At 64.5% G+C, this 25,065-nt stretch carries 22 protein-coding genes and 3 pseudogenes; 12 read left to right on the top strand and 13 right to left on the bottom strand.

Annotated elements, in window-relative coordinates:
• Nucleotides 1–193: 193 nt before the first annotated feature.
• Nucleotides 194–2,662, top strand: coding sequence for an FUSC family protein (locus A3AC_RS0109225; RefSeq protein WP_025598504.1), 2,469 nt, complete (start codon nt 194–196; stop codon nt 2,660–2,662).
• 104 nt (nt 2,663–2,766) lie between these two features.
• Here A3AC_RS0109225 and A3AC_RS0109220 read toward each other — a convergent pair whose 3' ends face one another.
• Nucleotides 2,767–2,994, bottom strand: a complete 228-nt coding sequence (locus tag A3AC_RS0109220) for a hypothetical protein (protein WP_025598503.1) — start codon at nt 2,992–2,994, stop codon at nt 2,767–2,769.
• Nucleotides 2,995–3,121: 127 nt separating this feature from the next.
• A complete protein-coding gene (locus A3AC_RS0109215; protein WP_025598502.1) occupies nt 3,122–3,589 on the bottom strand; it encodes an Lrp/AsnC family transcriptional regulator in 468 nt (155 codons plus the stop codon).
• 129 nt (nt 3,590–3,718) lie between these two features.
• Between A3AC_RS0109215 and A3AC_RS0109210 the strand changes: the two genes are divergently transcribed.
• On the top strand, nt 3,719–4,351 hold the full coding sequence (locus A3AC_RS0109210; protein ID WP_025598501.1) for a cysteine dioxygenase: 633 nt from the start codon (nt 3,719–3,721) through the stop codon (nt 4,349–4,351).
• A gap of 68 nt (nt 4,352–4,419) precedes the next feature.
• Here the strand turns inward: A3AC_RS0109210 and A3AC_RS0109205 are convergent, their stop codons facing one another.
• The 4 genes and pseudogenes from A3AC_RS0109205 to A3AC_RS0109190 form a co-directional block, all read right to left on the bottom strand.
• On the bottom strand, nt 4,420–7,089 hold the full coding sequence (locus A3AC_RS0109205) for a mechanosensitive ion channel family protein (protein ID WP_025598500.1): 2,670 nt from the start codon (nt 7,087–7,089) through the stop codon (nt 4,420–4,422).
• Between the two features lie 185 nt (nt 7,090–7,274).
• A pseudogene (locus A3AC_RS29125) lies at nt 7,275–7,922 on the bottom strand (NAD(P)-dependent oxidoreductase).
• A gap of 153 nt (nt 7,923–8,075) precedes the next feature.
• Nucleotides 8,076–8,531, bottom strand: coding sequence for an Rrf2 family transcriptional regulator (locus A3AC_RS0109195; protein ID WP_025598499.1), 456 nt, complete (start codon nt 8,529–8,531; stop codon nt 8,076–8,078).
• A gap of 121 nt (nt 8,532–8,652) precedes the next feature.
• Nucleotides 8,653–9,129: a hypothetical protein gene (locus A3AC_RS0109190; protein WP_025598497.1), complete on the bottom strand. Its 477-nt coding sequence runs from the start codon at nt 9,127–9,129 to the stop codon at nt 8,653–8,655.
• A 211-nt stretch (nt 9,130–9,340) separates the two neighbouring features.
• Between A3AC_RS0109190 and A3AC_RS0109185 the strand changes: the two genes are divergently transcribed.
• Nucleotides 9,341–9,922: a DJ-1/PfpI family protein gene (locus A3AC_RS0109185; RefSeq protein ID WP_025598496.1), complete on the top strand. Its 582-nt coding sequence runs from the start codon at nt 9,341–9,343 to the stop codon at nt 9,920–9,922.
• 116 nt (nt 9,923–10,038) lie between these two features.
• On the top strand, nt 10,039–10,365 hold the full coding sequence (locus tag A3AC_RS0109180) for a hypothetical protein (RefSeq protein ID WP_025598495.1): 327 nt from the start codon (nt 10,039–10,041) through the stop codon (nt 10,363–10,365).
• 69 nt (nt 10,366–10,434) lie between these two features.
• Here the strand turns inward: A3AC_RS0109180 and A3AC_RS0109175 are convergent, their stop codons facing one another.
• The gene (locus A3AC_RS0109175) at nt 10,435–12,150 is read right to left on the bottom strand and encodes a sensor histidine kinase (RefSeq protein ID WP_025598494.1); all 1,716 of its coding nucleotides are present in this window, start codon (nt 12,148–12,150) and stop codon (nt 10,435–10,437) included.
• 403 nt (nt 12,151–12,553) lie between these two features.
• Here A3AC_RS0109175 and A3AC_RS0109170 point away from each other — a divergent pair, with 403 nt between their 5' ends.
• From A3AC_RS0109170 to A3AC_RS0109160, 3 genes are all read left to right on the top strand, one after another.
• Nucleotides 12,554–13,756 carry an ammonium transporter gene (locus A3AC_RS0109170; RefSeq protein ID WP_025598492.1) on the top strand — a complete coding sequence of 401 codons (1,203 nt, stop codon included), beginning with the start codon at nt 12,554–12,556 and terminating at the stop codon, nt 13,754–13,756.
• 271 nt (nt 13,757–14,027) lie between these two features.
• Nucleotides 14,028–14,408 carry a fluoride efflux transporter CrcB gene (crcB, locus tag A3AC_RS0109165; RefSeq protein ID WP_025598491.1) on the top strand — a complete coding sequence of 127 codons (381 nt, stop codon included), beginning with the start codon at nt 14,028–14,030 and terminating at the stop codon, nt 14,406–14,408.
• Between the two features lie 200 nt (nt 14,409–14,608).
• Nucleotides 14,609–15,082, top strand: coding sequence for a PRC-barrel domain-containing protein (locus tag A3AC_RS0109160; RefSeq protein ID WP_025598490.1), 474 nt, complete (start codon nt 14,609–14,611; stop codon nt 15,080–15,082).
• 120 nt (nt 15,083–15,202) lie between these two features.
• Here the strand turns inward: A3AC_RS0109160 and A3AC_RS0109155 are convergent, their stop codons facing one another.
• A complete protein-coding gene (locus A3AC_RS0109155) occupies nt 15,203–15,478 on the bottom strand; it encodes a DUF883 family protein (protein WP_025598489.1) in 276 nt (91 codons plus the stop codon).
• Nucleotides 15,479–15,667: 189 nt separating this feature from the next.
• On the opposite strand from A3AC_RS0109155, the gene A3AC_RS0109150 reads away from it, so the two are divergent.
• Nucleotides 15,668–16,120 carry a DUF3597 domain-containing protein gene (locus A3AC_RS0109150; protein WP_025598488.1) on the top strand — a complete coding sequence of 151 codons (453 nt, stop codon included), beginning with the start codon at nt 15,668–15,670 and terminating at the stop codon, nt 16,118–16,120.
• 39 nt (nt 16,121–16,159) lie between these two features.
• Here the strand turns inward: A3AC_RS0109150 and A3AC_RS0109145 are convergent, their stop codons facing one another.
• On the bottom strand, nt 16,160–16,432 hold the full coding sequence (locus A3AC_RS0109145; protein ID WP_025598487.1) for a hypothetical protein: 273 nt from the start codon (nt 16,430–16,432) through the stop codon (nt 16,160–16,162).
• Nucleotides 16,433–16,689: 257 nt separating this feature from the next.
• On the opposite strand from A3AC_RS0109145, the gene A3AC_RS29880 reads away from it, so the two are divergent.
• Nucleotides 16,690–16,905, top strand: a complete 216-nt coding sequence (locus A3AC_RS29880; protein ID WP_025598486.1) for a hypothetical protein — start codon at nt 16,690–16,692, stop codon at nt 16,903–16,905.
• 71 nt (nt 16,906–16,976) lie between these two features.
• On the opposite strand, the gene A3AC_RS0109135 is transcribed toward A3AC_RS29880, so the two are convergent.
• Genes A3AC_RS0109135 through imuA form a run of 3 tightly spaced genes read right to left on the bottom strand, consistent with a single transcriptional unit; the run spans nt 16,977 to nt 22,251 of the window.
• The gene (locus A3AC_RS0109135) at nt 16,977–20,126 is read right to left on the bottom strand and encodes an error-prone DNA polymerase (RefSeq protein WP_025598485.1); all 3,150 of its coding nucleotides are present in this window, start codon (nt 20,124–20,126) and stop codon (nt 16,977–16,979) included.
• Between the two features lie 6 nt (nt 20,127–20,132).
• The gene (locus A3AC_RS0109130) at nt 20,133–21,614 is read right to left on the bottom strand and encodes a Y-family DNA polymerase (RefSeq protein ID WP_198017979.1); all 1,482 of its coding nucleotides are present in this window, start codon (nt 21,612–21,614) and stop codon (nt 20,133–20,135) included.
• Complete coding sequence (gene imuA / locus A3AC_RS0109125) at nt 21,544–22,251, bottom strand: translesion DNA synthesis-associated protein ImuA (protein ID WP_025598482.1); 708 nt, start codon at nt 22,249–22,251, stop codon at nt 21,544–21,546. Before imuA ends, A3AC_RS0109130 begins: the two co-directional genes overlap by 71 nt.
• 81 nt (nt 22,252–22,332) lie before the next feature.
• On the opposite strand from imuA, the gene A3AC_RS0109120 reads away from it, so the two are divergent.
• Entirely contained in the window at nt 22,333–22,761 is a 429-nt protein-coding gene (locus tag A3AC_RS0109120) for a hypothetical protein (protein ID WP_232231917.1), read from the top strand.
• A gap of 60 nt (nt 22,762–22,821) precedes the next feature.
• Here A3AC_RS0109120 and A3AC_RS30960 read toward each other — a convergent pair.
• Nucleotides 22,822–22,936: pseudogene (locus A3AC_RS30960) on the bottom strand (GlxA family transcriptional regulator); the annotation flags it as partial.
• Nucleotides 22,937–23,057: 121 nt separating this feature from the next.
• Between A3AC_RS30960 and A3AC_RS0109115 the strand changes: the two are divergent.
• Both A3AC_RS0109115 and A3AC_RS0109110 read left to right on the top strand, forming a co-directional pair.
• Nucleotides 23,058–23,405 (top strand): annotated as a pseudogene (locus A3AC_RS0109115) (SDR family NAD(P)-dependent oxidoreductase); the annotation flags it as partial.
• 141 nt (nt 23,406–23,546) lie between these two features.
• Nucleotides 23,547–24,890 (top strand): epoxide hydrolase family protein, encoded by a 1,344-nt coding sequence (locus A3AC_RS0109110; RefSeq protein ID WP_025598479.1) that lies wholly within the window; start codon nt 23,547–23,549, stop codon nt 24,888–24,890.
• Nucleotides 24,891–25,065: the final 175 nt, after the last annotated feature.

Below are 25,065 nucleotides of genomic sequence, written 5' to 3'. Positions count from 1 at the left end.
GTTCGCGACAAATGCGCGAGCCGCGGCAGACATTGAAGCGACAGCATAACAAAGCCGCTCGCGGCGCAGAACCTGGCCGAATGGACGAGGTCAGATCAGACACAAAATCAGTTAGACTCGTCGGCAGTTTTGCGGCTGTCCGCGAGGTGGTGCCTTCAACCGCTTTTTGTCAGTGAATGAAAACAGGCAGTCGATGCGCTATTCGGTCGAAATAAAAAAATTCCTTTACAGCCAGTATTTTTATGGCGGCCTGCGCATCGCGGTCGGCGTGTCCTTACCAGCGGTGCTGTGCCTGATCGTGTTTCACAATCGCGAGCTCGGCTTCACGATTGCGACGGGCGCGCTCGGCGCCTGCGTCGTCGACATGCCGGGTCCGCTCAAGCACAAGCACAACGAGATGCTGGCGTGCTCGGTGATCGGTTTTCTGTCCGCGCTCGCCACCGGCCTTGCTACCGTGAATCCGGTGGCGCTGTGGTGCACCGTCGTGCCGCTCACGTTCCTGCTTTCGTTGATCGTCGTGTACGGCAACCGCTGGCCCCAGATCAGCTTCGCCACGCTCTTCATGATGATCATGACGCTGGAGGAGCACTTCACGCCGGTGCAGGCGCTCGTCAATGCGTCGTGGATACTGGTGGGCGGTCTCTGGTACACGTACTGGTCCACGGCCGTGAGCCGCTGGATGATGCATCGCATCGAGCAGCAGGCGCTGGCCGAAAGCGTCTTTGCCTGCGCCGACTATCTGCTCGCGCGCGCCGCCTTTTACGACCTCGATAACGATCTCGACGAGTGTTATCGCAATCTCGTCGACAAGCAGATCGCCGCGGTCGACCGGCAGGACGCGGCACGCGACATCGTGCTGCGCAATCTGCCCAAGCTGAAGAGCGGCAAGCTCGAGCCACGTCGCGCGATGCTGTTCAATCTGTTCATCAACACCGTCGATCTGCATGAGTTGTTCGTGGGCGCGCATACCGACTACCCGCTCGTGCGCAACACCTTTGGCGGCACGGACCTGCTGGTGTTCTACCGCGACCTGATCCGCAAGGCCGCCGCCGACCTGGAGGAAATCGGGCTTGCCGTTCTGCAGAACCACGCGCCGCGCGCGCGCGTGAACGTGAAAGCCGAGCTGCGCGCCATCGAGTTCGAGATCGAACTGATGCGCAAGCAGGAGTTGCCGGCGAAGAATCCGGAGGCGTATTCGGCGGTGTCGTCCACGTTCCGCCGCATCTGGAGCGCGACGCGTCTGATCGACAAGATGCGCAAGAGTCTCTCAAGCGATCCGCGCACGACAGAAACCGAACTGCGCCTCGACCAGGCGCTGAACCGCTTCGTCTCGAGCCGCCGCGTGCCGTTCGGCCAGATTTTCTCGAACCTCACGATGGCCTCGCCGAGCTTCCGTCACGCATTGCGCGTGACGATCGCGGTGGCGGTCGGCTTCTGGCTCGGCCGCCTGCTGCCGCTCACCAACGCGTACTGGATCGTGATGACCACGGTCATCATCCTGAAGCCCGGCTACTCGCTCACCAAGCAGCGCAACGGGCAGCGGATCGTCGGCACGTTGATCGGCTGTACAGCGAGCATCGCGCTGATGATCTTCGTGAAGGAGCCGCACATCCTGCTGGTGGTGATGTTCGCGTCGATGGTGATGAGCTACAGTCTGCTGCTCTTCAACTACGCCGCGAGCGTGGTGTTCACATCGTCGTATGTGCTGCTGATGTTCCACCTGCTCGCGCCGGGCAGCATGCGGATCATCGGCGAACGCGCAATCGACACCGTGGTCGGCTGCGCGATTGCGATTGCCGCGAGCCACCTGTTCCCGTACTGGGAATATCGGTTGATGGGCAAGCTCGTCAACAACGTGATCAGCGCGACGAGGCAGTTCCTTGAAGCGAGCTGGTGGTGGAGCGGCAAACCGGCGGCGGCTGTGGTCGCTACGGTGACCGAGGCGGGCGCGCGGGCCCCGGTCGCGGCAATGGCGGATCCGGCAGTCGACTTCGGCAGGCCGGCGTTGGCTGCGGCGAGCAGGCCGATGGGTGCTGCAACCGCAACGGCGAACGCAGCGGAAAGTGCAACGGCAAACACCGTGGCCAGCACGGCTGTCACCACCATCAGCAACCCCACGGCCAAGCCCGTCGCCGGCGCCTCCGCGGCGGCCGCGGCAGCCGCGACGGCGCTCGATCGCGATTATCGTTACCGTCTTGCGCGCAAGAATGTGCACGTCGCATTCGCGAACCTCGGCCAGGCCTTTCAGCGGATGATGCTCGAACCGAAATCAGCGCAGAAGTTCGTGCCCGAGCTCAACGGTTTGCTCGTGCGCAGCCATGTGCTCGCGTCGCAAATCACGGCGGCCGCGCCGCTCTTGCGCACGTCCGCGCAACAGGCCGACAGCGTGTCGCTGCAGCCCCTGCAACGCGCGCTGAGCCTCGTGCGCGACAACCTCACGGAAGCGGAGGCAGGCACGGCGCCGCCCGCCGACCAGGCCGAGCAGATCAAAGTGCTCACGCGCGAGCTCGACACTATGGTGGTCGAGGCGGAAAAATCGCAGGACTACTCCGCCGATGCGGTGCACGACATCAAGCTGCTTGCACATCAATGCAAGCAGATGCTTGCCGCAGCGGCGCTGATTCGCAAGGACGCGAGCGTGATTCGGCTGCCCGATGAGTGACGCGGCCCGCGCGCATCGAGCGGGCGCACGTCACATCGTGGCGCATTGCGCCGCATGTATCGCGTCCACACTACCGGCGGTCATGCACGATGACCTCCACCGGCCTACTGTGCCGTGCCGCTTGCGGGTTTCGCTGCCGTAGCCGCCGCGCTCGTCGCCGTGGCCGCCGCCGCGCCGGATGAAATGGACACGGCGGGTGCGTTCTCACTGTCGAACTCGCGCTTTTCCTTGATCGCGTTGTAGAACAGCGTGGCGATGACCAGCAGTACCGCGACGACAATGAATACGGCGATGCCCAAGGTCGGGTTTTTCTTGCGCGGCGGTTTATTCATGAGACGGCTCGGACCGCGAGACAATCGCGGAAGATAGCGGAGAAGGCGGCATTCTACGCCGGGACGCCTTGCACTCGCCTTGCAGTGCGCAGAGGTGGACGGCGTGAGTGCGTGGGCCTAGCAACGCTCACACGCTATATCGCACCGGCAGCGCCGTCGAATACTTGATCTGCTCCATCGCGAAGCTCGAACTCACGTCGTACAGCGGCACGGCCGCGATCAACTGTTTGTACACGCGGTCATAGTCGTCGATGTCAGACACCACCACGCGCAGCAGATAATCGGTCTCGCCGCTCATCCGGTAGACCTCGACCACTTCGGGAATGTCCTGTACCGCCTGCGTGAAGGTTTGCGCCCACGCCTGTGTGTGCTGATTGGTACGCACGGCGACGAACACCGTCGTGCCCACTCCCAGCTTGCGCGCGTCGCACAACGCCACTTGCGCGCGGATCACGCCGGTCTCCTTCAGACGCTGCAGCCGCTTCCAGCATGGCGTTTGCGACAGATTCACGCGCTGCGCCAGTTCGGCAATCGGCATGGTCGCGTCTTCCTGCAACAACTCCAGCAACTTGCGGTCGATGATATCCATTCCCATCGTCTCACCCCTTTAGCAAATTATTCTACTTTTCAGATTGACGGGGGAATTATATGGAAACTCTTTCTCCGGACAAAACGGTATAACTTCCGGACCTGAAAAACGCGGCAGTCATGCCACCCAACTACCGTGGATCACAACCTCGATTCCTCCGCACGCTTGCCTGAACCGTTCACACAGGCTTGCGCTGTGCACGACGCACCGCCGCGATCCGACGGCCACGCGCCGCTCGCCCGCCTGCGCAACGCGCTCGATGCCATGTTCGAAGCCTGCGCCCATCTTCCCGATCCTTCACATTCGAGCTTCTTCGCGCGCAGCATGCGCGTCGCGCTCCAGGAAGCCGCCGCCGACGCCGCGCTGTTGACGCCCGGGCAGCGTGAGGGAGCCGCTGAAAACTACCGCCGTCATCTGCTTGCCGCCGATCCGCAAGGCCGCTATGCAATCGCCGCACTCATCTGGCTGCCGCATCAGGCAAGCCCCGTGCATGCGCATCACACGTGGTGCGGCTACGCGGTGATAGACGGCACGCTGAGCGAAACAGTTTTCGAATGGAACGACTCGCAGCAGTGCGCAAGCGTCGCGCGCACGCAGGCGCGCAAGGCCGGCGCGGTGTCGTTCGTGCGAAGCGGCCGCGGCAGCATTCATCGGCTGGGAAATTGCAGCGATGCACCCGCCGTGTCATTGCATATTTACGGCGTGCCTGGCGCGCGCATCGGCAGCCATGTGAACGACGTGGTGCGCGTCGCGCCCGCGCTCGTCTGAGCGTAGCCCGGCCGGCATAGGGCTGCGCGAAACTCCGCGCCTTTCGAACTCCGCCCTCGCCGGAATAATCAGCTCTTGCCCTCGCCTGCCGTCGGAACCTGCGGCGGAATCGGCGCGGTCTGCGCGGTGGCCGGCGGCGCCGGCCGCGGTTCATGCGACACATCTCGCGCCACCACGGCAGGCGCATGCGCGCCGCGCATCGGCAACGCTTTCTCCACGTGCGGGCGCGCAGCGTCGTGCTCGTGGCCATGTTCATGCCCCGCGGCTTCCGGCATGTCTTCGCCGTGCCAGGGCTGTCCCTCGCTGTCCTTCGATGACGTGTACAAGCGCATCTGCGGCACCGGAATCTCGATGCCGGCTTCGTCCATCTTGCGCTTGAGCCGCAAATTGAACGCGCGCGCCACGCTCCATTGCTGCAGCGGCCGCGTCTTGATCTGCCCTTTGACGACCATCCAGTTCGGATCGAAACGGTCTAGACCCCACACTTCGATTGGGCCGAGCATTTCGCGCCGGTAACGGAAGTCGGCCATCAGGTCGGCGCCCACTTCGCGAATCATCTGGGTGATCTGGTCGACGTCGGTTGAAAACGACATGCGCACCTCGAACACGGCGTAGGCAAAGTCGCGCGAGAGGTTCTTGACGATCTTGATCTGCGAAAACGGAATAGCGTGAATCGCGCCTTGACCGTCGCGCAGCCGCACTGTGCGGATCGACAGATGCTCGACCGTGCCCGCGTGGCCGCCGTCCACGTCGATCCAGTCGCCCACTGAAATGGTGTCTTCGATGATGATGAAAAGCCCCGTAATCAGATCGGTCACGAGCGACTGCGCGCCAAAGCCGATGGCAAGACCGATCACGCCGGCGCCCGCGAGCAGCGGCGTCACGTTGATGCCGAGGTTCGCCGCCGTGACGATGCTGGCAATCGTCATGATGCTGACGAGCAGCACGTTGCGCACGAGCGGCAGCATGGTGCGCGCCCGCGTGCTCGGATTGCGCGACTTGTTGCGCGCGCTGCCGGGATTGAGCGCCTCGGTAATCGCCGTGTCGACGAGAATCCACAGCAGCCAAGCAATGAACACGGTGGCGACGATCGCCGTCACCGCATGTGCGACACCGCGCGCGGCGACATTTTCTTCGACGACCGCGGCAAGCGACACGCCCCACAAACGCGCCGCCAGTTCGAAGAAAAACAGCCAGATGAAGAGCGTCAGCAAGGTGCCGCAAAATCGCAGCAGGCGCGTCAGATACGGCGAGCGGCGCCGCGCGCGCGGGCTGCGCGGCCGCGTCATGCGCAGCACGATTGCCGAGAGGAAAAACGCGAGCACCAGCAACAGCGCGGTCACCACCGAGATTTGCAGCACGTTTTCGCTGGAACCCGAGCCGCCAAGCGTGGCGACCACCGAGGCTGTCGCCAGCACCAGAACCGGCACGTGCCAGAGCGCGGCGAGCACTTCGAAGGCCTCGGTCGCGGCCTTGTGATCGTTGCGCTGCTCGTAGGGCCGGTTGCGGATCAGATGCGCGACGGGCCGGCGGAACGCGAGCGCGAAGTAGCCGGCGAGCACGGCGGCCGTCATGTTGGAAGCCGTCGAAATCAGCGCGGCCAGATTGGTGCCGAGTTGATGCGCGACGTCGTAGTTGACGGCGGCGTCGCCAAGCGCGCCGAACACGCCGACCGCGAACAGCAGGCGCCGCGCGTGATCGATGAGCAGACGCACCGCGATGCGCCGGTGCCCGGAGCCGAACAGCGAAAACATGATCAGGCAGATGGCCGAAAACACCGCGCCCGCAACAATCGCATAGGCGACCACCATGCCGAGCGTGCGGCCAAGCGCATCGGGCATGGCGCGCACGAACAGCAGCGCGGCGACGAACGCGATGATCCACGGGCCCACGCGCCGCAGCGCGAAGACCAGCAGTTCGCGGGTGGTCGGATTCGGGTTCAGCCCAATCACGATGCCGAGTCGCCGGTACAGCCGGTGCTGCAGATAGATGAGCGCGGCGGCGCATGCGCCCCAGCCGGCGAGCATCGCGAACATCGACAGGAGAATGCGGCCGAGGCTCTCGTGGCCCTGGCCGGAGATGATCGTGTAAAGCTCGTTGCCCGCCGCGTTGAAACGCCCGCCCCAGTAGCGCACGGGCGTGCGGCCTTCGTGCATGTCGGATTCGAACGAAGCGATGCCCGAGGCAATCGCGCCGAGCAGGCCGGGGCTCGGCTGCGCGGGCGCAGGCGCGAGCGGACCGACGGTTCGCGAGACGTCGCGCAGTTTTTTCAGTTGGGCGACGAGCGCGGTGCGCTGGCGGTCGTTGTCGAGGGTGGCGATCACGCTGTCGAGCGAACGCGCGATTTCGGCCTGGCTGGCCGGCGACGGCGCCGAAGCGGCGTCCGCAGCCGACGCGCCGGACGCCTGCGACGCGGGCGCGACGGTCGCGCTGTTGATCAGGCTTTGCAGCGCAGGAATGACCGGCGTGCTGGTGCTGGTGCCGGTGCTCGTGCCGCCGCTGCCGGCGGCCTGCGCGCCGGTGGGCAGACTGGCGCCGACCGCGAGCATGGCGAGCGCGACGCAGGTGCCTGCCAGCGAGGCGCTCAACCTGCGCGCGCCGGGCGCGCGCGAGCGGCCGCCGCTACACAGCAACCATCCGATGTAAGCCAGAAGACGAGGAAATGCAGCGTGAATCGAACGTGGCCCGCCGTTTGACGGCGCAGCCTCGATTTCACGCCGCAAGGGGCATGACTGCATGGCAATCCGTAAGAAAACGGGAGCCGCCAGTGTAGCCTCTGTTTGCGCGCTGGCAACCGGACATGCGTAACGGATTGTTAGGGCGCTTGCATGAAGTCATGTGTGCGGCCCACGCGGCGCAAGCCGCTGATCGCGCTGCAGCGCTTAGCACGGCGCCCCCACGCAGCGCCCAAAGGCCCGCGCCGTCAATAAGCGACAGTCGCGATTTGCCGAATGAAACGGCCCTGCTCCAGTTCGTCGACGAAGGCGATTGCGTAATCTTCGGCGGAAATGCGGCTGTTGCCCTCTGCATCGACGATGAGCGAGTTCGTGCCGGTGCGGAACTTATCGGTGCGCTCGCCGGGGGCAATGATCGCGGCCGGCGAAAAGAACGTCCAGTCGAGATCGGCGACGCCGCGGTAATAGCCGAGCGCGTCCCGATGAGCAAGTGCGACGGCCTTGTAGGCTTGCGGAAAACCTTCGGTATCGACCAGCTGCTGGCCCGGCGCAACTTCCAGCGAGCCCGCGCCGCCGACCACTGCCAGCCGCTTCAAGCCCGCTGCACGCACGCCTTCGACGAGCGCGCGCGTGGCCTTCTCGAGCACGCCGACATTGTCATGCGGGGGCGCGTAGGCGCTCGCCACCACGTCGTGACCGCGCACTGCGGCGCCGACGCTCGCCGCGTCGAGCAGATCGGCCTGCACGGCTTTGAGGTTCGGCTCATCGGCGGGCACGCGCTCCGGGTTGCGCGCAAGCGCCGTCACCTAATGCCCGCGACGGGCGGCTTCGGCCGCGATTCGCGAACCGATCATGCCGGTCGCGCCGAACAATGCGATCTTCAACTGTTTGCTCATTTCGCTGCTCCTGTGAGTGTTTGATATGTAACTGTCATGATTACATATATGCCCAAAAAAAGAGGGGTGTGTACCCCCGTGCGTCATTGCAGATGTTGCTTGCCGGTACCTCATTGAAACTCGAAGCAAGCGCTTTCTTTGCCAAAGCGCTCGTCACGCGTGCGGCCGCCGCTTGCGCTCCCTGGCGCGTTCGGCGCGCCGCAGATCCGCGGTCGCGTCGGCTAGCGTGCGTTGAGCGAGCGACGCCTCCATGGCCTGCTGCGCTTCGTCGATGATTCCGCGCAGCACGACCTGGATGTTGCGCCCCACCATGCACGCCGGATTCGGCTCCTCGCGATGAAGCGCGAACAACTGCGCATCGTCCACTGCGCGGTACACGTCGAGCAGCGAAATCTGCTCGGGCGCGCGGGCAAGCAACGCGCCGCCGCCCGCGCCGAGTTGCGAGGTCGTCAAGCCGGCCTCGGCAAGCATGGTCAATAGCCGCCGGATCAGCGCAGGATTGGTATTCACGCTGCCCGCGATCATTTCCGACGAAAGTGGCGCGCCCTCCTGCAAAGACAGCAGCGCGAGCACATGCACCGCGAATGCAAACCGGCTACTGGTGTTCACGACAACCCGCCCTGCAACGACAATGTGTAACCATAGTAATTACATTTAATCGCACTGTCAAACGCCTGCGCGTGCGCCCTTGCCTTGATCAAACGCAGGCCGTTCAACGCACTGATGCCTCTCACTTGTCCATCTGCTTTTGTGCATCGCCGCCGTAGCTCGATCCGGACGACGAAGCGCCCGCGCTCGTCGACGAAGCCGTGCTTTGCGCGGACCATTGCTGCAGCTTGCGCCCCGCGTTTTCAAGGCTCTGGCCGGTCAGCGACGCGGCCTTGCCGAGCTGCGTCTGAGCCGCGCTGGCGGCGTTCTGCAGGTTCGCCTGCGCGCTCGAGGCGAGCGCATTCGGATCGATCGTGACCGACGGCGCCGAAGCCGATTCAATATTTTTCTGCGCGGCCGAACTGGTCTCGTCGACCTTCTGGCCGACGTAGCTCGCGGCCTGATCGAGCTTCTGGGCCGCGGCCTGCGCCGCGTCGTTGAGCTTGCCGGCAACCTGCCCTGCCGAAGCGTCGTTCTTCTGACAGGCCGCGAGTCCGCCGAATACGAAGAGGACCACGGCGGCACGGCGCAGCATCGGCGCAAGAATGGATGAAGTCATATGTGTATTTGGACCGCGCAACGCGGCCTTGCTGACGAAAACGCGCTCATCATACGCTGTTGCCGCTGCATGTCGCGCAACGGACTCATGCCAGATAAATCGACGGGGCCGCCGGGCCGCGGGAAGTCGCGGTTCTGTCAAAACTTGTGCGGTAGACTGGCCGCACGCAACGAGCGTTCGCAGTGTTCCCTTGATCAACCGGAGACATACGATGGCGGCAAAAAAGATTCTGTTTCTCACCGGCGATTTTGCCGAGGATTACGAAACGATGGTGCCGTTTCAGGCGCTGCAGGCAGTCGGACACGTGGTCGACGCGGTGTGCCCCGACAGGAAAGCCGGCGAGCGGATCAAGACCGCGATTCATGATTTCGAGGGCGATCAGACCTATACCGAGAAGCCGGGCCATCTGTTCGCGCTGAACGCATCGTTCGACGATGTCGATCCGCGCCAGTACGATGCGCTCGCCATCGCCGGCGGGCGCGCGCCCGAGTATCTGCGGCTCAATCCGAAAGTGATCGACATCGTGCGGCAGTTCGCGGAAGCCGGCAAACCGGTCGCGGCCATCTGTCACGCCGCGCAACTGCTCGCCGCCGCCGACGTGATTCGCGGCAAGCGCATTTCCGCCTATCCGGCCTGCGCGCCGGAAGTGAAGCTGGCCGGCGGCGACTACGCCGACATTCCCGTCGACGCCGCGATCACGGACGGCAACTTCGTGACCGCGCCGGCCTGGCCCGCTCATCCGGAATGGCTACGTCAGTTCCTCGTTCTGCTGGGCACGCGCATCGAACTTTGAGCCAGTGCAAACGCCGCGCGCGGCCATGGCGGGCGCGCGCGGCATTTGAGAGTCGTCCTATGGTTCACGCCGGGGGGCCTTCCTATAGTCACGGGCTGACTTGGGAGCGCTTTTCGATGGAACTGATCGACTGGATCGTCATTCTCGCCGTCACGTTAACGGCAATCGCCTTTCGCTGCGCACGCACACCGGCCGGGTGGTGCCGCGAAAACCGCGCGCGGCGCATTGCCGGCACGCGCATGCTGGTGCAGGCGGCCTGCTCGGTGTGGGCAGCGTTGCTGATCGTCGCGCGCTGCGTGTTCGCCCTCGACGGCCTGCTCGGCGTGCGGCCCACGCTTGCCGAAGTGCTGGTGGTCGTCGGCATTCTGCTGGCGTGCGGGTGCTACTGGTCGGTTCGCGGCCGGCGGTTGCTGAAGTCGCGACGTCTCTTTGCCTCGTGCTGAGCGGCGCTGCTTGATGCTGCTTGATGCCGCTTGATGCTGATTGATCTCCTCGATCCTCTCAGCGTTTCCTCACGGCCACATCCGCAGATTTCGCGGCTTGTCCATCGCCTGATCGTTGGCTGCTACGGAAGCCACCCCCGCCGCGTCACGCCCTTCGCGCGTCTCACGCGTCTCACGCGCCTCCCCCCCCGCCGTCGGACGTGCGCCGGCCTCGGGCAGCGACAGATAGAACGTCGTACCCACGCCTTCCACCGACTCCGCCCACACCCGCCCGCCATGCCGCTCGACCACCCGCCGCACGAGCGCGAGGCCGATGCCTTCACCCGCGGCCGCCGAGCCGTGCAGTCTCTGAAACGCGTTGAATAGCCGCGGCAAGGCGATGGCCGGAATGCCAAGCCCGTTGTCGCGCACGTAAAAGATCCGCAGCGACTGCACACCCGGCGGCGCGGGCGTCGTGCCGATCTCGATCCGGCCTTCGCGCGACGGGTCGAGATAATTGACGGCATTGCCGATCAGATTCGCGAACACCTGTTCGAGCGCGGTGGCATCGCCCCACACGGCCGGCAAATCGCCCACCTGCACCTGCGCACGCCGCGCGCGGATCGAGCCCTGCATCGCATCGACCACGCGCGGCACGATATCGCGCACCTCGACTTTCTGATGCCGGTATTCGACGCGGCCGATGCGCGACAGCCGCAACAACGCGTCGATGATATGCGAGGCGCGCAACACCGCCGTCTGCAGATAATGCAGCGCTTCACCAATGTCCTCGTCGACGACCCGGGCGATGCGCTGCCGCGTCTTCTCGTCGATCGACGAGTTGCCGACGGCCGCGCGCAGTTCGTCGCAGGCGCGGATCAGTTCCTTCGAAAAGCCTTGCAGATTGACGAGCGGCACGCGCAGATCGTGCGACACACTGTAAATGAACATCTCGTTTTCCTGCGTCTGCTGCCGCAGCGTCTCGTTGATGCGCGAAAGCTCGTCCGCGCGGCGGGCAAGGTCCGCCTGGAAGCGTGCCTGGATGCGCTCCGCTTCGAGCAGGCGCCGGCTGGTCTCATGCAAGGTCAGATCGAGCCGCGCGATCTCGTCGTGACCCGGCCCAATGGGCGCGAGCGGCTCGTTGCCGGCGAGGCGGCCGGCATTGTCCGACAGCAGCGCCAGCCGGCCGCGCAGACCGCGCATGAACAGCCACACGGCCAGCGCCACGAACAGCAGTGAACCGACCACGGCGGCGACGACGAGCATCTCTTGCCGCTCGCGCGCGGCATCGGCGGCATTGGCGCGCTGAGTTTCGAGACGCCGCTCTTCCGCCTGGAAGGCGGCCACCTGCTGACGAAACCGGTCGAGCACGTCGCTTTGGGCAAGTTCGCGAAAGCGCACGACGATGTCGTTGCGGCGCCCCGAGCGCAGCAAGTCCTGGATGCGGTCGGACCATTGCCGATAAGCCTGCACCGACTGACGCACCTGCACGACGCGCTCGACCTGGGCCGGGCTGTCCGACACGAGTTCCGCGAGCTGATCGATGCGCCGGTCGACGTCGACCCACACCGACAGCGGCGTAAAGAAGCGGTTGTCATCGGCGAGCACCGCGCCGCGCAGCGCGACCGATTCGCTGAGCACCGGATCGAGAATCGCGGTGGTCTGGCGCAGCACCTCCTGGCCATGCACGGCCCGGCGCTCAGCCTCGGCGGCGTCGGACTGCGCCTTCACCAGGCCGGACAGAAGCGCCAGTTCGAAGACCGCCGGAATCGCGATCAGCAGCAGGCCTTTAGTGGTAAGTCGCATGCGTGCGCATTGGAGAGAGGGGCCGGCAGGGTGCTCGGGACGGGACATTATGTCGGCGTTTGCTTCGGAAACAAAGGGTCGCGCCATGACCGGGGCATCCGGCCACCCGGGCTCGCGCAGACCGCGGGTCATGCGCTCGGGCGCATGTGTACGCTGTTTATCCCGTAAGCACGACGAAAACTTTCGACCCACCGTGGATCATAGGAACCAAATCGGGACATTTCCGCACATTATTTGTGCTTCGAATGGGTCGTCGCGGTGCGCCCGCGCTCCAACCGGGGCCGCGCAGGTTCGCAACGATCCCATTCCAGTGCGGCTTCGCACTGTCGGCGCGCTTTCAGCACCGTTTTGGCCCGCTTCTTGCATTCGATGCCCGACTTTTTGGCATAAGCGGAAACAATCGATGGAAAGCTTGAAAACCGGCACCGATACGCTCTTTCTTCTGCTCGGGGCCGCGATGGTGCTCGCCATGCACGCGGGATTCGCGTTTCTCGAGCTGGGCACCGTGCGCAAGAAGAACCAGGTGAACGCGCTGGTGAAGATTCTGGTGGACTTCTCGGTCTCGACGATCGCCTATTTCTTCATCGGCTACACGATCGCGTACGGCGTGCAGTTCTTCGACAACGCCGGGACGCTCGCAGCGCACAACGGCTATGCGCTCGTGCGCTTCTTTTTCCTGCTGACGTTCGCGGCTGCGATTCCCGCGATCGTCTCTGGCGGCATAGCCGAGCGCTCCAAGTTCAATCCGCAGCTTTTCGCGACCTTCGTGCTGGTCGGCTTCGTCTATCCGTTCTTCGAAGGCATCGCGTGGAATGAGCGCTTCGGGGTGCAGGCGTGGATCGCCCAGACGTTCGGCGCGCCGTTCCACGACTTCGCGGGCTCGGTCGTCGTGCACGCGTTCGGCGGCTGGGTCGCGCTGCCTGCGGTGCTGCTGCTCGGCGCGCGGCACGGCCGCTATCACCGCGACGGCGGCATAGCCGCGCATCCGCCGTCCAATATTCCGTTTCTCGCGCTCGGCGCATGGGTCCTGGCGGTCGGCTGGTTCGGCTTTAACGTGATGAGCGCGCAGAGCGTCGACAAGATCAGCGGCCTCGTCGCCGTCAATTCGCTGATGGCGATGGTCGGCGGCACGCTCACCGCCTGGCTCGCGGGACGTAACGACCCCGGCTTCACGTACAACGGCCCGCTCGCCGGGCTGGTCGCGGTGTGCGCCGGTTCGGACCTGATGCACCCGCTCGGCGCGCTGGTCACGGGCGGCATTGCCGGCGTGCTGTTCGTCTATATGTTCACCTGCGTGCAGAACCGCTGGCGTATCGACGACGTGCTCGGCGTCTGGCCGCTGCATGGTCTGTGCGGAGCGTGGGGCGGCATCGCGGCGGGCATCTTCGGCTTGCGCGCGCTCGGCGGCATGGGCGGCGTGTCGTTCGGCGCACAGGTGCTCGGCACGCTCGGCGGAATTGTCGTGGCCACGCTCGGCGGCGCGCTCGTGTATGGCGCGATTCGCCTGACGGTGGGCCTGCGGCTCGACCAGGAAGACGAATACAACGGCGCCGATCTGTCGATCCACAGGATTTCCGCGACGCCGGAGCGCGAAAGCCTCGGCTGAGCGCCGCCCGGCCGGCGCGAATGCGCTGCGCGGCTCCGTCTGACCTGTCCCCATGGAGCCGCGAATGTTAGACTTGCGCGCTGAGACGGCATTCTCCAGTGGGCTCTGCCGGCTTCGCCAGCAGCGTCCGTGAACCCGTCCGTTAACCCGTCCGTTAACCCATTAACCGCCTCGTGCTGATAATGCCTGCTTCGCCGATCTGCGCGGAGGCGGCATCGCGTGTACCCGCTCAGCCCGGCTTGTTGGCCCCGGTTTTCGCCAGGCTCCGCTCATGTATTGGTCCATATTCGCGATCGCTGTAGGCGGCGCGCTCGGCTCGCTGTTTCGCTGGTTTCTCGGCCTTCGTCTGAACGCGCTGTTCCCGTCGTTGCCGCTCGGCACCTTCGCCGCCAATGTGATTGCCGGCTATGTGATCGGCGTGGCCGTTGCCGGCTTTGCGCGTGCGCCGCAAATCGCGCCGGAATGGCGGCTCTTCGTAATCACCGGCATGATGGGCGGACTGTCCACCTTCTCCACGTTTTCCGCCGAAGTCGTGCAGCATCTGCAGGACGGCCGCCTCGGCTGGGCGGCCGGCGAAGTCGCGATTCACGTCGGCGCGAGCCTGCTGATGACGATTCTCGGGATCGCCACGGTCGCGCTTATCTCGCGTTAAGCGGGTGTTCGAAGGCCCGGGACGTTCCGCCGTCGTGGCTGCTTTGCACCCGCTTTCATCGGCGCTTTCACTTCCGCTTTCGCCCGTCCTGCTGTCCCCCGCGGTGCCCTTCTGCGAGCGCGCCGCAAGCCGTGCGGCGCCTCGCGGGCACAGCGCTTGCACACCTTAAAACGCACCCTTTTCGTTCAAGGAGGTGGAAGATGGGCTCAATCAACCCGCAAGGCGCTACTCAAGGCGGAGCCAGGATTGTCGGCGGCGGCATCGGCGAAGGCCCGGGACCAGAAGTCATGGCCGCGGCCACGCTCGACGGCACCAAGGTGATGTCTTCGGACGGTGAACATGTCGGCAAGATTTCCGACATCATGCTCGACGTCCGCAACGGACGCATCGCCTATGCCGTGCTCTCAGAAGGCGGTTTCCTCGGGATGGGCGCGAACCTGCACGCCATTCCGTGGAGTGCGCTGACTCTTGACACGGACCAGAAGTGCTTCTTCGTCGACATTACGGCGCAGCGGCTGAAGGACGACCCCGGCTTCGACAAGGATCACTGGCCTTCGATGGCCGATCCGGTCTGGGGCGAATCGACCTATAGCTACTACAACCGGCAGCCGTATTGGTCGGCCACGCGCGACATCGTCGAGGAAGATCCCGCGATCCGGCCGAGCGAGCACTAAGGCACGTGACGCTCGTGCAATAGCCGGCGTCTGACTGTCCACGCCACCGCGTTGCAATGCGGTGGCGTGGATTGCATGAGGCCGATGCGGGAACGCTTTTCTGCAGCTGCCAAGCTTGCGCTAGCGGGCTGCCAGCATACCGATGATGAGCCCGCCGATCAGCGCCATCGTCACCGCCTTCCACGGACTGTCGTGAACGAAATCATCGGTCGATTCGGACACGACGCGGTATTTCGTCTTGACCACATCTTGCGCCCCGGCAAGCTTGTCCTTCAGTTCCGACAGCTTCATCGAGCTGCGCGCGCGCAGTTCTTCGCTGCCGTTGGGCCTGCCCGCGAGGCTCTCTTCGCGCGCGGGATCCGAGGCGGAACTGGTGGATTGATAAGACTCGGCCATTTGAACCTCCCTCTCTTTCCGTTGAGTGGACAAGATCGAGCAAACAGTGTGCCGCGCGAAGAGCCGAACTCGTTAATTAGGATGACGATCTTTCTTTGACGGCGGCCCTTGTGAGGCTCACGGCACAGGCACGCGCATTGCGCACCCGAAACGCCGGCCGCATTGGCCGACGCCAACGAGGAGCGACACATGAGCATTTTTTCAAGCATTCTCAACAAGATTTTCCCGCACGACCATCCCGCCAATACAGGCTCCGGCTCGACGGCCGGCGCGGCCGCCCCGGCCACCGCGGCGCCCGGCAGCGCGACAGCGCCAGCAGGCGCGCCGGCCACGCCATCCACCACGGCAGCCGGCAATTCGCAGCCGCCCGTCACGCCAATGCCCCCGGTCGACGTCGAAGCGGTCCTGACGAAAATGCAGGAAAGCAGCGGCGAAAAGTTGAACTGGCGGACGTCCATCGTCGACCTGATGAAACTGCTCGGTCTCGACAGCAGCCTCACGGCGCGCAAGGAACTCGCGTCCGAACTGCATTACACCGGCAGCACCGAAGACTCGGCTGCAATGAACATATGGCTGCACAAGCAGGTGATGCAGAAGCTCGCGGAGAATGGCGGCAAGGTGCCCGACGATCTGAAGAGCTGATGCGCGGGCGCAATCGCTTGCGCCTACCGGCAGCGGTGATCAATCCTCGAAAGGATTGCCGCTGCTCTTCACTTCGGTCGTGAGATTGTATTCGGCGCGCACGGCCGTGAGCACGCGCTCGATATCGCGCTCGAACCCGACCGCGTTGCCGAAGTGGGTCATGCTCCAGTTGCAGCCTGTCTTGTCGGCTTCCTGCAACTGTGGCCGCGGCACACGAATCTTCACGCCATCCTCGACGATTTCCTGCAGTCGATGAATTCGCCGGCTCACCTCCTGCTGGAGCTGCGAGGCATTGAGCGTCTTGCGTATCATCCAGGTCTCCTTCCGGTTGTTCAAGCTCGTCAAGCCAGTCTAGCGCAAGTGAAGCGGGCCCAATGAGTGTTGGCATTCGACGGGCACAACGCGGTGACCTGTTCGGACCGATCCGACATTGCTTTGCGGTTGCGCTGCCACTGCTGCCGTTCAATGCCCGTGCGGCAAGGCTTTGCAGGCGCCGGCAGGCATCGGCGCCGATGGGTCGCCGTCGGCACAGTAGTTGCAAATGTTAGCTGCGTCACCAGGAGACAGCCATGATGCGGCACTTTGCACATTTCCACGGTACGAAGCCAACGTATAAAGCCGGCATCGTTTTCATCGGCGCGCTTTGTCTCTTCATTCTGTGCGCGACTGGAGCTGCGGCGCTTGCCGGGCTACTGCCGCAATCGGAATCGGTGGCCGTCACGGCGACTGCGATACCGTTGGTAGACCTGCAGACCGTGCTGTCACGAACCATCGCCAGTCCATGATTCGACTTGCGCTGCGCTTGCCCGCAACGCGGCATTGGTATCGCGTGGCTTTGACCCATCACGGACAAACGTCAGCAGAAATTCCTGCTGACAGCCTGCAAGCCGCCCAGAAGATGCGACATATCGACGAGCCGCTGCGCCACCAGGTGCCGCACTTCGCCCTGACACTGCCAGACTCCGTAGACCGCCAGCAGCGACGCGCTGAGCGCTTCCTTGCGCTGCTTCTCGAGCAGGCTCGGCCAGATGATGACGTTCACGTTGCCCGTTTCGTCTTCGAGCGTGATGAAGATGACCCCCTTCGCCGTGCCGGGCCGCTGACGCACGGTGACGAGGCCGCAGCCTCGCGCGAGCCGGCCGTCGCGGTACGTGCGCAGCGTCGATGCCGGCATCAGCCGGTTTGCCAGCAATTGCGGACGCAATAGTTCCAGCGGATGGCGGCCAAGCGTGAGCCCCACCGAGCGGTAATCGGCCACGATGTCATGCGCCTCGGTCGGCGCGCCGAGTTCCGGCGTTTCATCCTCGACGGCGGCGACGGCCAGCATGTCCTTCTCGGGCACCGCGGCCACCGACTGCCACAGCGCCTCGCGCCGGTTGCCCGCAAGCGAAGCCAGCGCATTGGCGTCAGCGAGAATATGCAGATCCCGCCGGTCGAGCGCCGCGCGGCGCGCGAGGTCTTTCACGCTGGCGAACGGCCGCACAGCGCGCGCGTTTTCAATCCGCTCGGCTGTGCCTTCCTTCATGCCCCGCAGCAGCGACAGACCCAGGCGGACCGCGGGTCGCTCCTCGCCCGCCCTGCGTTCCAGGGACGAATTCCATCCACTGATTGTCACATCGACCGGCAGCACCTTCACGCCGTGCCGCTGCGCATCCTGTACCAGTTGCGAGGGCGAATAGAAGCCCATGGGCTGGCTGTTGAGCATTGCAGCGAGAAAGGCCTCAGGCTCGTGACACTTGAGCCAGCTGCTCGCGTACACGAGCAGCGCGAAACTCGCCGCGTGACTCTCCGGAAAGCCATACTCGCCGAAGCCTTTTATCTGCTCGAAGATGGCCTCGGCAAACGCAAGGTCATAGCCGCGCTCCTGCATCCCGATCACGATGCGGTCATAGTATTTTCCGAGACCGCCCTTGCGCTTCCACGCGGCCATCGCGCGCCGCAACTGATCGGCCTCGCCCGCCGTGAAGCCGGCGGCGAGAATCGCGACCTGCATCACCTGCTCCTGGAAAATCGGCACGCCGAGCGTGCGGCCCAGTGCGGTCTTCAAATCGTCGCTCGGAAAAGTGACCGGCTCGAAGCCCTGGCGACGACGCAGATAGGGATGAACCGCCCCGCCCTGAATCGGACCCGGCCGCACGATGGCCACTTCGATCACCAGGTCGTAGAAGACGCGCGGCCGCATGCGCGGCAGCATCGACATCTGTGCGCGCGATTCGATCTGGAAGACGCCCACCGTGTCGGCGGCCGAAATCATGTCGTAGGTCGCATCGTCTTCCGCGGGAATGTCCTGCATCTCGAAGCGCTCGCCGCGCTGCTCCGACACGAGGTCGAGCGTGCGGCGGATGGCCGACAGCATGCCGAGCGCAAGCACGTCGACCTTGAGCAGCCCCAGCGATTCGAGGTCGTCCTTGTCCCACTGGATGACGCTGCGCTCCGGCATCGCGGCATTCTCAACCGGCACGAGCCGCGTGAGCTTGCCCCGGCTGATGACAAAGCCTCCCGAGTGCTGCGACAGATGCCGCGGAAAGCCATACAGCTGCGTGGCCAGCGTGGCCCACGCGCGGATGAGCGGAGTTTGCGGATTCAGCCCGCATTCCTCGAAACGCTTGAGCAGGTCCGCGCTGTTATCGAACCAGTGGTGCGACTTTGCGACCGCATCGACAATCTGCAGGTCCACGCCGAGCGCCTTGCCCGTTTCGCGCAGCACACCTCGCGCGCGATACGTCGACACGGCTGCGGCGATGGCCGCGCGGTCGCGTCCGTACTTGCGGTAGATGTACTGAATGACCTCTTCGCGCCGCTGATGCTCGAAGTCGACGTCGATGTCCGGCGGCTCGCCGCGCTCCTTCGAGATGAAGCGCTCGAACAGCATGTTGCCGCGCGCGGGGTCCACTTCCGTCACACCGAGGCAGTAGCAGACCGCGGAATTGGCCGCCGAGCCACGCCCCTGACACAGAATGTGCTGGCTGCGCGCGAAGCGGACCAGGTCGTAGACCGTCAGAAAGTACGGCTCGTACTGCAGGTCGGCAATGAGTTCGAGTTCGTGCTCGATCTGCTCCTGCACATGAGGCGGAATGCCCGACGGAAAGCGCCGCTGGGCGCCGATGTACGTCTCCTGCCGCAGGTAGGCGGTTGGCGTGAAGCCAGGCGGCACCAGTTCGTCCGGATACTCGTAGCGCAGTTCGTCGAGAGAGAACGTGCAGCGCGCGGCGATATCGACGGTGGCGGCAAGCGCCTCCGGTGAATACAGATTGGCGAGCCGCAGCCGCGAGCGCAGATGCTGCTCGGCATTCGGCGCGAGGTCGTAGCCGCACTCATGAACCGGCTTGCCGACGCGGATGGCGGTTATCGTGTCCTGCAGCGGCTTTCTGGAACGCACATGCATGAGCACTTCGCCGAGTGCGACCACCGGCACTTCGCGATTGCGCGCAATGAACTCGACCGCGCCGCGGTGCATGTCGTCCATGGCCCGCTGATGCAGCACGAGTCCCACCCACGCGCGTCCTGGAAACGTTTCGTCCAGCCATTCGACCTGCGCATCGAGCACCTCCTCCTTCGCGGGGAAGTTCGGCACCAGAATCGCGAGGCAATCCGGCACGCCCAGCAGGTGCCGGTAGTCCCTGTCCGGCCGCGACAGGTCCTGCGGCGTGAGCCGGTATTCGCCCTTCGGCGCACGCGTGCGTGCAAGCGTAATGAGCTCGGACAGGTTGCCATACCCGTCGCGATTCTTCGCGAGCAGGATGAGCCCGAATGCCGGCGAGCCGTCCGCGTTCACCAGACGAAAGTACGAGCCGACGATAAACGGCAGCTTCGCCTCTTTCGCCGCGACATGCGCCCGCACGACGCCGGCAAGCGAGCATTCGTCGGTAATGGCGAGCGCCGAGTAGCCGAGTTGCGCGGCGCGCTCGGCCAGTTCCTCCGCGTGCGACGCGCCGCGCAGAAACGAGAAATTGGAGAGGCAGAAAAGCTCGGCGTATGCCGGCAGCATGCTGAAGGTGGTGTCCATGGTGCTTCATCCGAACAGGCCATGCAGGAACCAGCGCGGCTCTTCTTCGGCGTCGCGGCTGCTCACGCGTTCGCGGTAAATCCAGTAGCAGCTCTGGTCGTCGGCCTGGGCGACGAAGTAGTCGCGCGTGACCAGTTCGCCATCGAACCAGCCGGCCTCGATGCGCTCGCCCGGCGACACCATGCGCAGCGGCGAGCCATAGAACGGACGGTGCTGGCGCATCAGCAGGCGCACCGGCTGCTCCAGCATCCACGTGGGCCGCGGCAAGCCTTCCGGGACGACGGCAGGCTTCACCGGTTGCGTGACGGGCACCCATGAGTTGGCGATTTCCGGGCGATGGTCCGCGCTCGGCGCTGGCCGCAACACGTTCTCTTCGCCGAGCCGCGCGACCAGCAACTCCAGCAGCCGCGCGTGGTCTTCCTTCGAGCCGCCGGGCTCGGGAAAAAGCATGTCGGACGCTGGTACCGCCGACTCGACCCTGGATGCGTCCAAACGCAGTGCAATCACCGGCGCGGTGAGCTCGACGCGATTGAGCCGCTCCCTCACGAGCCTCACCAGATGCTCTTCGCGCCACGTGGGCTCGCCGAGTGCAATGTCGATGGTGGTCGGCTCGATCGCGTCGCGCCCCCGCTCATGCTCGAGCGACAGGCGTATTGCGGTGAGCGCGAGCTGTTTCGCGCATAGCCACCCGCACAGCTGCACGATAAGCCGATGCGCGCCGAACACTGCGCCGTCCGCATGTTCGAGCCGGTCGGGCATCTCGATGCGCGCAGAAAACGTGGGCGGCAGTTCGAGCCAGTCGAAGAGTTCCGGCGCGGTGCCGAACGCGCGATCGAGCGAATCGAGCAGGTGCTCGCCGCAGCGCCGCTGCAAGCCGGCGCGCGGCAAGCGGCGGATGTCGGCAATGGTTTCGCAACCGAGCCCCGCGAACCAGTCGGCGAACTCGCGCACCTCGGGGACCGCGAGCATGGGCAGACCGGCAAGCCGCTGTTCGAGCGTGGACAGCTTCAGCAGGCGGCGCGCGGCGCGCCCCTTCGCATACCGGGCCAGCAGCCAGGCGCCCTGGCCGGTCGGCGCGGCGCTCACGCGAGCCGTGAGGCCGAGCGTGGCGAGCACCGCCTTCGCCTCACGGCACAAGGCCAGCAGGCCGCCAAAGAGGCGCAGGCTCGCGCCGACTTCAACAATAACGGTCGCTTCATCGAGCAGCGCGACGTCGGGCGAAAAGCGCATCAACGCTATGCCGACTTCGCGTTGCGCCGACTGCTCGCGGGCGAAGTCGCGCTCGTGCATCTCCGTTTCAGGCGAAAGCGTCAGCACGCCGCCGCGCTTCATGCCGAGCCGCACGCCTGCCGCGCGCGCGACGCTGTCCGCGATGACGACCTTGTCCTTCTCCAGCACGACACTGCCGTGGAGAGGCTCAGGCGACCACTTCGGTCTGAATACTTCGAGCGGCAACTTCGGCAGGTGAACGGCGAGAAAGACGCGCATGTCGTGACAGCAGAACAGGGGTGGGTTGAAGGGCAATCGCCAGGGGCTCCGTGCGCGAGGGCCCTCGTCGTTTCACGATGTCGACGGTCAAACCGTCGGCCGATGGTTTGAGCGCGAGCCGCAACAGCGCCGGCGACGCGTCTTGTGCGCTCGCGAGTGGCCGCACCATGACGAACAGCGTCTCAGACGACTGCGCCGCCAGATGCAGACGCCGCAGCGCCGAAGCCTGCGCGTACTGCGCCCATAAGATCAGCGCGCCGCAGCTGCCGGCACGAAGAATCTGTTCCGCGGACCACAGCGCATCCGCGCTTTTCTGCGCCTTCACGCGCAGCAACTGGTCCAGCGACAGGCCGATATAACTGAGGCCGAGTCCGTCCGGTACATGCGGCGGCTGCACGAATGCAATGGGCCGGCTGCCTGCCACACTGAGCGCGGGCCGCAGCAGCCGCAGTTCGCCCACGCCCGGTTGCTGCACCAGCAGGTCCACCAGCGCCCCCAGCGGCCAGCCTCCGCCGGGCAATTCGGCCGACAGCGCCGGGTAGCCCGTATCCACTACCCGCCCGCGGCCCCGGGCGAGCTGCGACGCCCGCCACAGGGACGGGTGTATCGCTTCGGGGGACGGCATGGCGGATGTCATTGCGAGAAAACCTGTATGGATGTACAGTATCCTACACGGATTTTCCTTACGGCGAACAGGCACTTTTTTCGGGAGCGAACAATGAACATGCGTGTGCGCAAGCCTGTCGGCCAGGCCATGCCGGAAATGGCAGCGTTCGTGAGAAAGCTTGGACTTGCGTCGTTATTGACGGCAGCGCTTGCGCCGGCCGCCTTCGGGGCTGGCGGGGCTCGCGGGCCTGCCACCTACTCGGAAATCTGGAATCCGCCCGAGGCGCGCGCAACGGCCCCGCATAAGGCCGGTAACGCGCACAAGCTCGCAGTCCGGCGGCACGTGGTTCTGCGTGCAAGGCCGGTGAATTCGCGGCGTACTTCGGCCACGGCACCAGGGCTCGTCGCAAAGCAAGGCAAGGTGCTAAAGCACTTGCCTAAAGACGAACCGGACATGTCCGAGATTCCGCGGCAAATCACACCGGAAGGCAACGTTCTTCGTGTGACAGGCCGTGCAGCAGCCGTTCAGGTTATGCGCTGACGCAATCGCAGAAGTATCACGGCTACGCCTGTCGAACCAAGCCGAAACTGGAGGACCGTGCTTCCGCACTTCCCGCAGCAGTAGGCCAAAACCGCGCATGAACGCTTCGCGCATATGCCGCCGATCGCGAAACCGCGTCTCTTTTCGCAACCACTTCCAACGGATGGCGGCTGCGGCCACGCACGTTCCGAAACCGCATGTCTGAAATCATGACTCTATACGTCATTTGAGTCGCTGCTGATGCGGACCACAATAGGTTCACGCAATCACAAGTGAACATTCGACAGGAGTACATGATGATGCAGGCACATCAGGGCACCGCGCTCATTACGGGTGCGTCCACGGGCATCGGCGCTGTCTATGCTGAACGGCTCGCAAAACGTGGCTACGATCTGATCCTTGTTGCGCACAGCCGCGAGAGGCTCGTCAGCCTGGCCGGGCGCATCGCCAACGAAACGGGCCGGTCCGTCGAGATCATCGACGCCGATCTCAACGATCCGACTTCACGCGCCAGAGTTGAAACGAAGCTGAAGGAAGACGCCAGTGTCACGCTGCTCGTGAACCACGCAGGAGTCGGCACGCATACGCCGTTGCTCGACAGCGATGTCGAAGCCATGACGCGGCTGCTCGACCTGAACGTCACCGATACGGCCAAGCACCAACCCAACGTCCAGGACGCATAGAAACGAACGCTCGAATAGAGCGGCACCGACACGCTAACGCAGCCGGTCCACATAACCGTGAACGCCCCAAGGCTGCTCTTTAGTACTCAACGGAGCATCACCATGTCCATAGTTTCGATCGCGCATAGCCGGCGCAGCCTGTTTGCTTATTCGGTCGTCAGCGCACTCGCCCTTTCTCTGGGCTCCGCCTTCAGTCATGCTCAAGCCGCTTCGGTCGTGGATCAGCCTTCCGCGAAACCAGGCGTTGTGGTTGAAGACGACTCGATCCGCCCATTTCACGTTCACGTTCCTGACGCAACACTCGTCGACCTGCGCCGTCGCATCGCGGCGACGCGGTGGCCCGACAAGGAGACGGTCGCAGATCAAAGCCAGGGTGTGCAAGAGGCGAAGATCCAGACCCTGGTGCAGTACTGGGGCACGGGCTACAACTGGCGCAAGACAGAGGCAAGACTGAACGCCCTGCCGATGTACGTGACCACGATCGACGGCGTCGATATCCAGTTCATCCACGTGAAATCCCGCAACCCGAACGCGTTGCCGCTGCTCATCACTCACGGCTGGCCTGGCTCGCCGCTGGAAATCGAGAAGGCCATCGGCCCGCTCACCGATCCTACAGCCTATGGTGGCCGCGCGGAGGACGCCTTCGATGTCGTCATTCCCGCAATGCCCGGCTACGGTTTCTCCGGCAAACCGACCGGCACCGGCTGGGATCCCGACCACATCGGACGGGCGTGGGACGTGCTCATGAAACGTCTTGGATATAAGCAGTATGTGTCCCAAGGCGGCGATTGGGGCTCGGTAGTGGCGGATGCGATGGGGCGTCAGGCTCCCGCGGGCCTCCTGGGCATTCACGTGAATATGCCCGCGACGGTGCCGCCCGAGGTCGCGAAGGCGCTCAACAATGGCGAACCGGCGCCGGCCGGGCTGTCGAGTGAGGAAAAGACAGCGTACCAATCGCTCGCCAATCTGTACAAAAAGGGCGGCGGCTATGCCGCGATGATGGTCACCCGCCCGCAAACCGAGGGCTACAGTCTGGCTGATTCGCCCGCGGGGCAGGCAGCCTGGATGTACGACAAATTCGCGGCCTGGACCTACAGCGGCGGCGACCCGGAGCGCTCCCTCACCAAGGATCAGATGCTCGACGACATCACGCTGTACTGGGTCACGAACAGTTCGACCTCGTCGGCGCGGCTCTACTGGGAGAACAACAACAATAACTTCAACGCCGTGGAGCAGAGAACCGCCGAGATTTCGGTGCCGGTTGCCGTGACCGTCTTTCCCGGCGAAATCTATCGGGCGCCGCGGAGCTGGACCGAGCGCAGTTATCCCAAGCTCACGTATTTCCACGAGGTCGATAAGGGCGGCCACTTCGCAGCATGGGAGCAACCTCAACTCTTCGCCGAAGAACTTCGCGCGGCGTTCCGACCGTTGCGCCCACAACTATGAGGTTCCCGCCGGCTGCTGCCGCACGAATGCGTGCCAGTAGCCGGATTCAGGGTTCTCATTTCAACACCTTCCTCACCTGAAGCATCTCGCATTGGGATCGCAGTCGGTACGCGGCTCGCTGCCCGCGATCCTCTTTCGACCTGTTTCCATCACTGAGCCGCCACGGCAAGGACTT

The organism is Burkholderia sp. WSM2230 (assembly GCF_000472445.1).
Lineage (GTDB): Bacteria > Pseudomonadota > Gammaproteobacteria > Burkholderiales > Burkholderiaceae > Paraburkholderia.
Note: the sequence above shows the minus strand (reverse complement) of the source record. Positions and strands in the feature narration are given on the sequence as shown.

What these genes read in the sequence shown, in the direction of transcription:
- A3AC_RS0109110 (WP_025598479.1), top strand. Translation starts at nt 23,547, where the DNA reads ATGTCCATAGTTTCGATCGCGCATAGCCGGCGCAGCCTGTTTGCTTAT.
- A3AC_RS0109135 (WP_025598485.1), bottom strand. Translation starts at nt 20,126, where the DNA reads ATGGACACCACCTTCAGCATGCTGCCGGCATACGCCGAGCTTTTCTGC.
- A3AC_RS0109150 (WP_025598488.1), top strand. Translation starts at nt 15,668, where the DNA reads ATGAGCATTTTTTCAAGCATTCTCAACAAGATTTTCCCGCACGACCAT.
- A3AC_RS29880 (WP_025598486.1), top strand. Translation starts at nt 16,690, where the DNA reads ATGATGCGGCACTTTGCACATTTCCACGGTACGAAGCCAACGTATAAA.
- imuA (WP_025598482.1), bottom strand. Translation starts at nt 22,251, where the DNA reads ATGACATCCGCCATGCCGTCCCCCGAAGCGATACACCCGTCCCTGTGG.
- A3AC_RS0109220 (WP_025598503.1), bottom strand. Translation starts at nt 2,994, where the DNA reads ATGAATAAACCGCCGCGCAAGAAAAACCCGACCTTGGGCATCGCCGTA.
- A3AC_RS0109185 (WP_025598496.1), top strand. Translation starts at nt 9,341, where the DNA reads ATGGCGGCAAAAAAGATTCTGTTTCTCACCGGCGATTTTGCCGAGGAT.
- A3AC_RS0109190 (WP_025598497.1), bottom strand. Translation starts at nt 9,129, where the DNA reads ATGACTTCATCCATTCTTGCGCCGATGCTGCGCCGTGCCGCCGTGGTC.
- crcB (WP_025598491.1), top strand. Translation starts at nt 14,028, where the DNA reads ATGTATTGGTCCATATTCGCGATCGCTGTAGGCGGCGCGCTCGGCTCG.
- A3AC_RS0109155 (WP_025598489.1), bottom strand. Translation starts at nt 15,478, where the DNA reads ATGGCCGAGTCTTATCAATCCACCAGTTCCGCCTCGGATCCCGCGCGC.
- A3AC_RS0109120 (WP_232231917.1), top strand. Translation starts at nt 22,333, where the DNA reads ATGAACATGCGTGTGCGCAAGCCTGTCGGCCAGGCCATGCCGGAAATG.
- A3AC_RS0109225 (WP_025598504.1), top strand. Translation starts at nt 194, where the DNA reads ATGCGCTATTCGGTCGAAATAAAAAAATTCCTTTACAGCCAGTATTTT.
- A3AC_RS0109205 (WP_025598500.1), bottom strand. Translation starts at nt 7,089, where the DNA reads ATGCAGTCATGCCCCTTGCGGCGTGAAATCGAGGCTGCGCCGTCAAAC.
- A3AC_RS0109160 (WP_025598490.1), top strand. Translation starts at nt 14,609, where the DNA reads ATGGGCTCAATCAACCCGCAAGGCGCTACTCAAGGCGGAGCCAGGATT.
- A3AC_RS0109145 (WP_025598487.1), bottom strand. Translation starts at nt 16,432, where the DNA reads ATGATACGCAAGACGCTCAATGCCTCGCAGCTCCAGCAGGAGGTGAGC.
- A3AC_RS0109130 (WP_198017979.1), bottom strand. Translation starts at nt 21,614, where the DNA reads ATGCGCGTCTTTCTCGCCGTTCACCTGCCGAAGTTGCCGCTCGAAGTA.
- A3AC_RS0109180 (WP_025598495.1), top strand. Translation starts at nt 10,039, where the DNA reads ATGGAACTGATCGACTGGATCGTCATTCTCGCCGTCACGTTAACGGCA.
- A3AC_RS0109215 (WP_025598502.1), bottom strand. Translation starts at nt 3,589, where the DNA reads ATGGGAATGGATATCATCGACCGCAAGTTGCTGGAGTTGTTGCAGGAA.
- A3AC_RS0109175 (WP_025598494.1), bottom strand. Translation starts at nt 12,150, where the DNA reads ATGCGACTTACCACTAAAGGCCTGCTGCTGATCGCGATTCCGGCGGTC.
- A3AC_RS0109170 (WP_025598492.1), top strand. Translation starts at nt 12,554, where the DNA reads ATGGAAAGCTTGAAAACCGGCACCGATACGCTCTTTCTTCTGCTCGGG.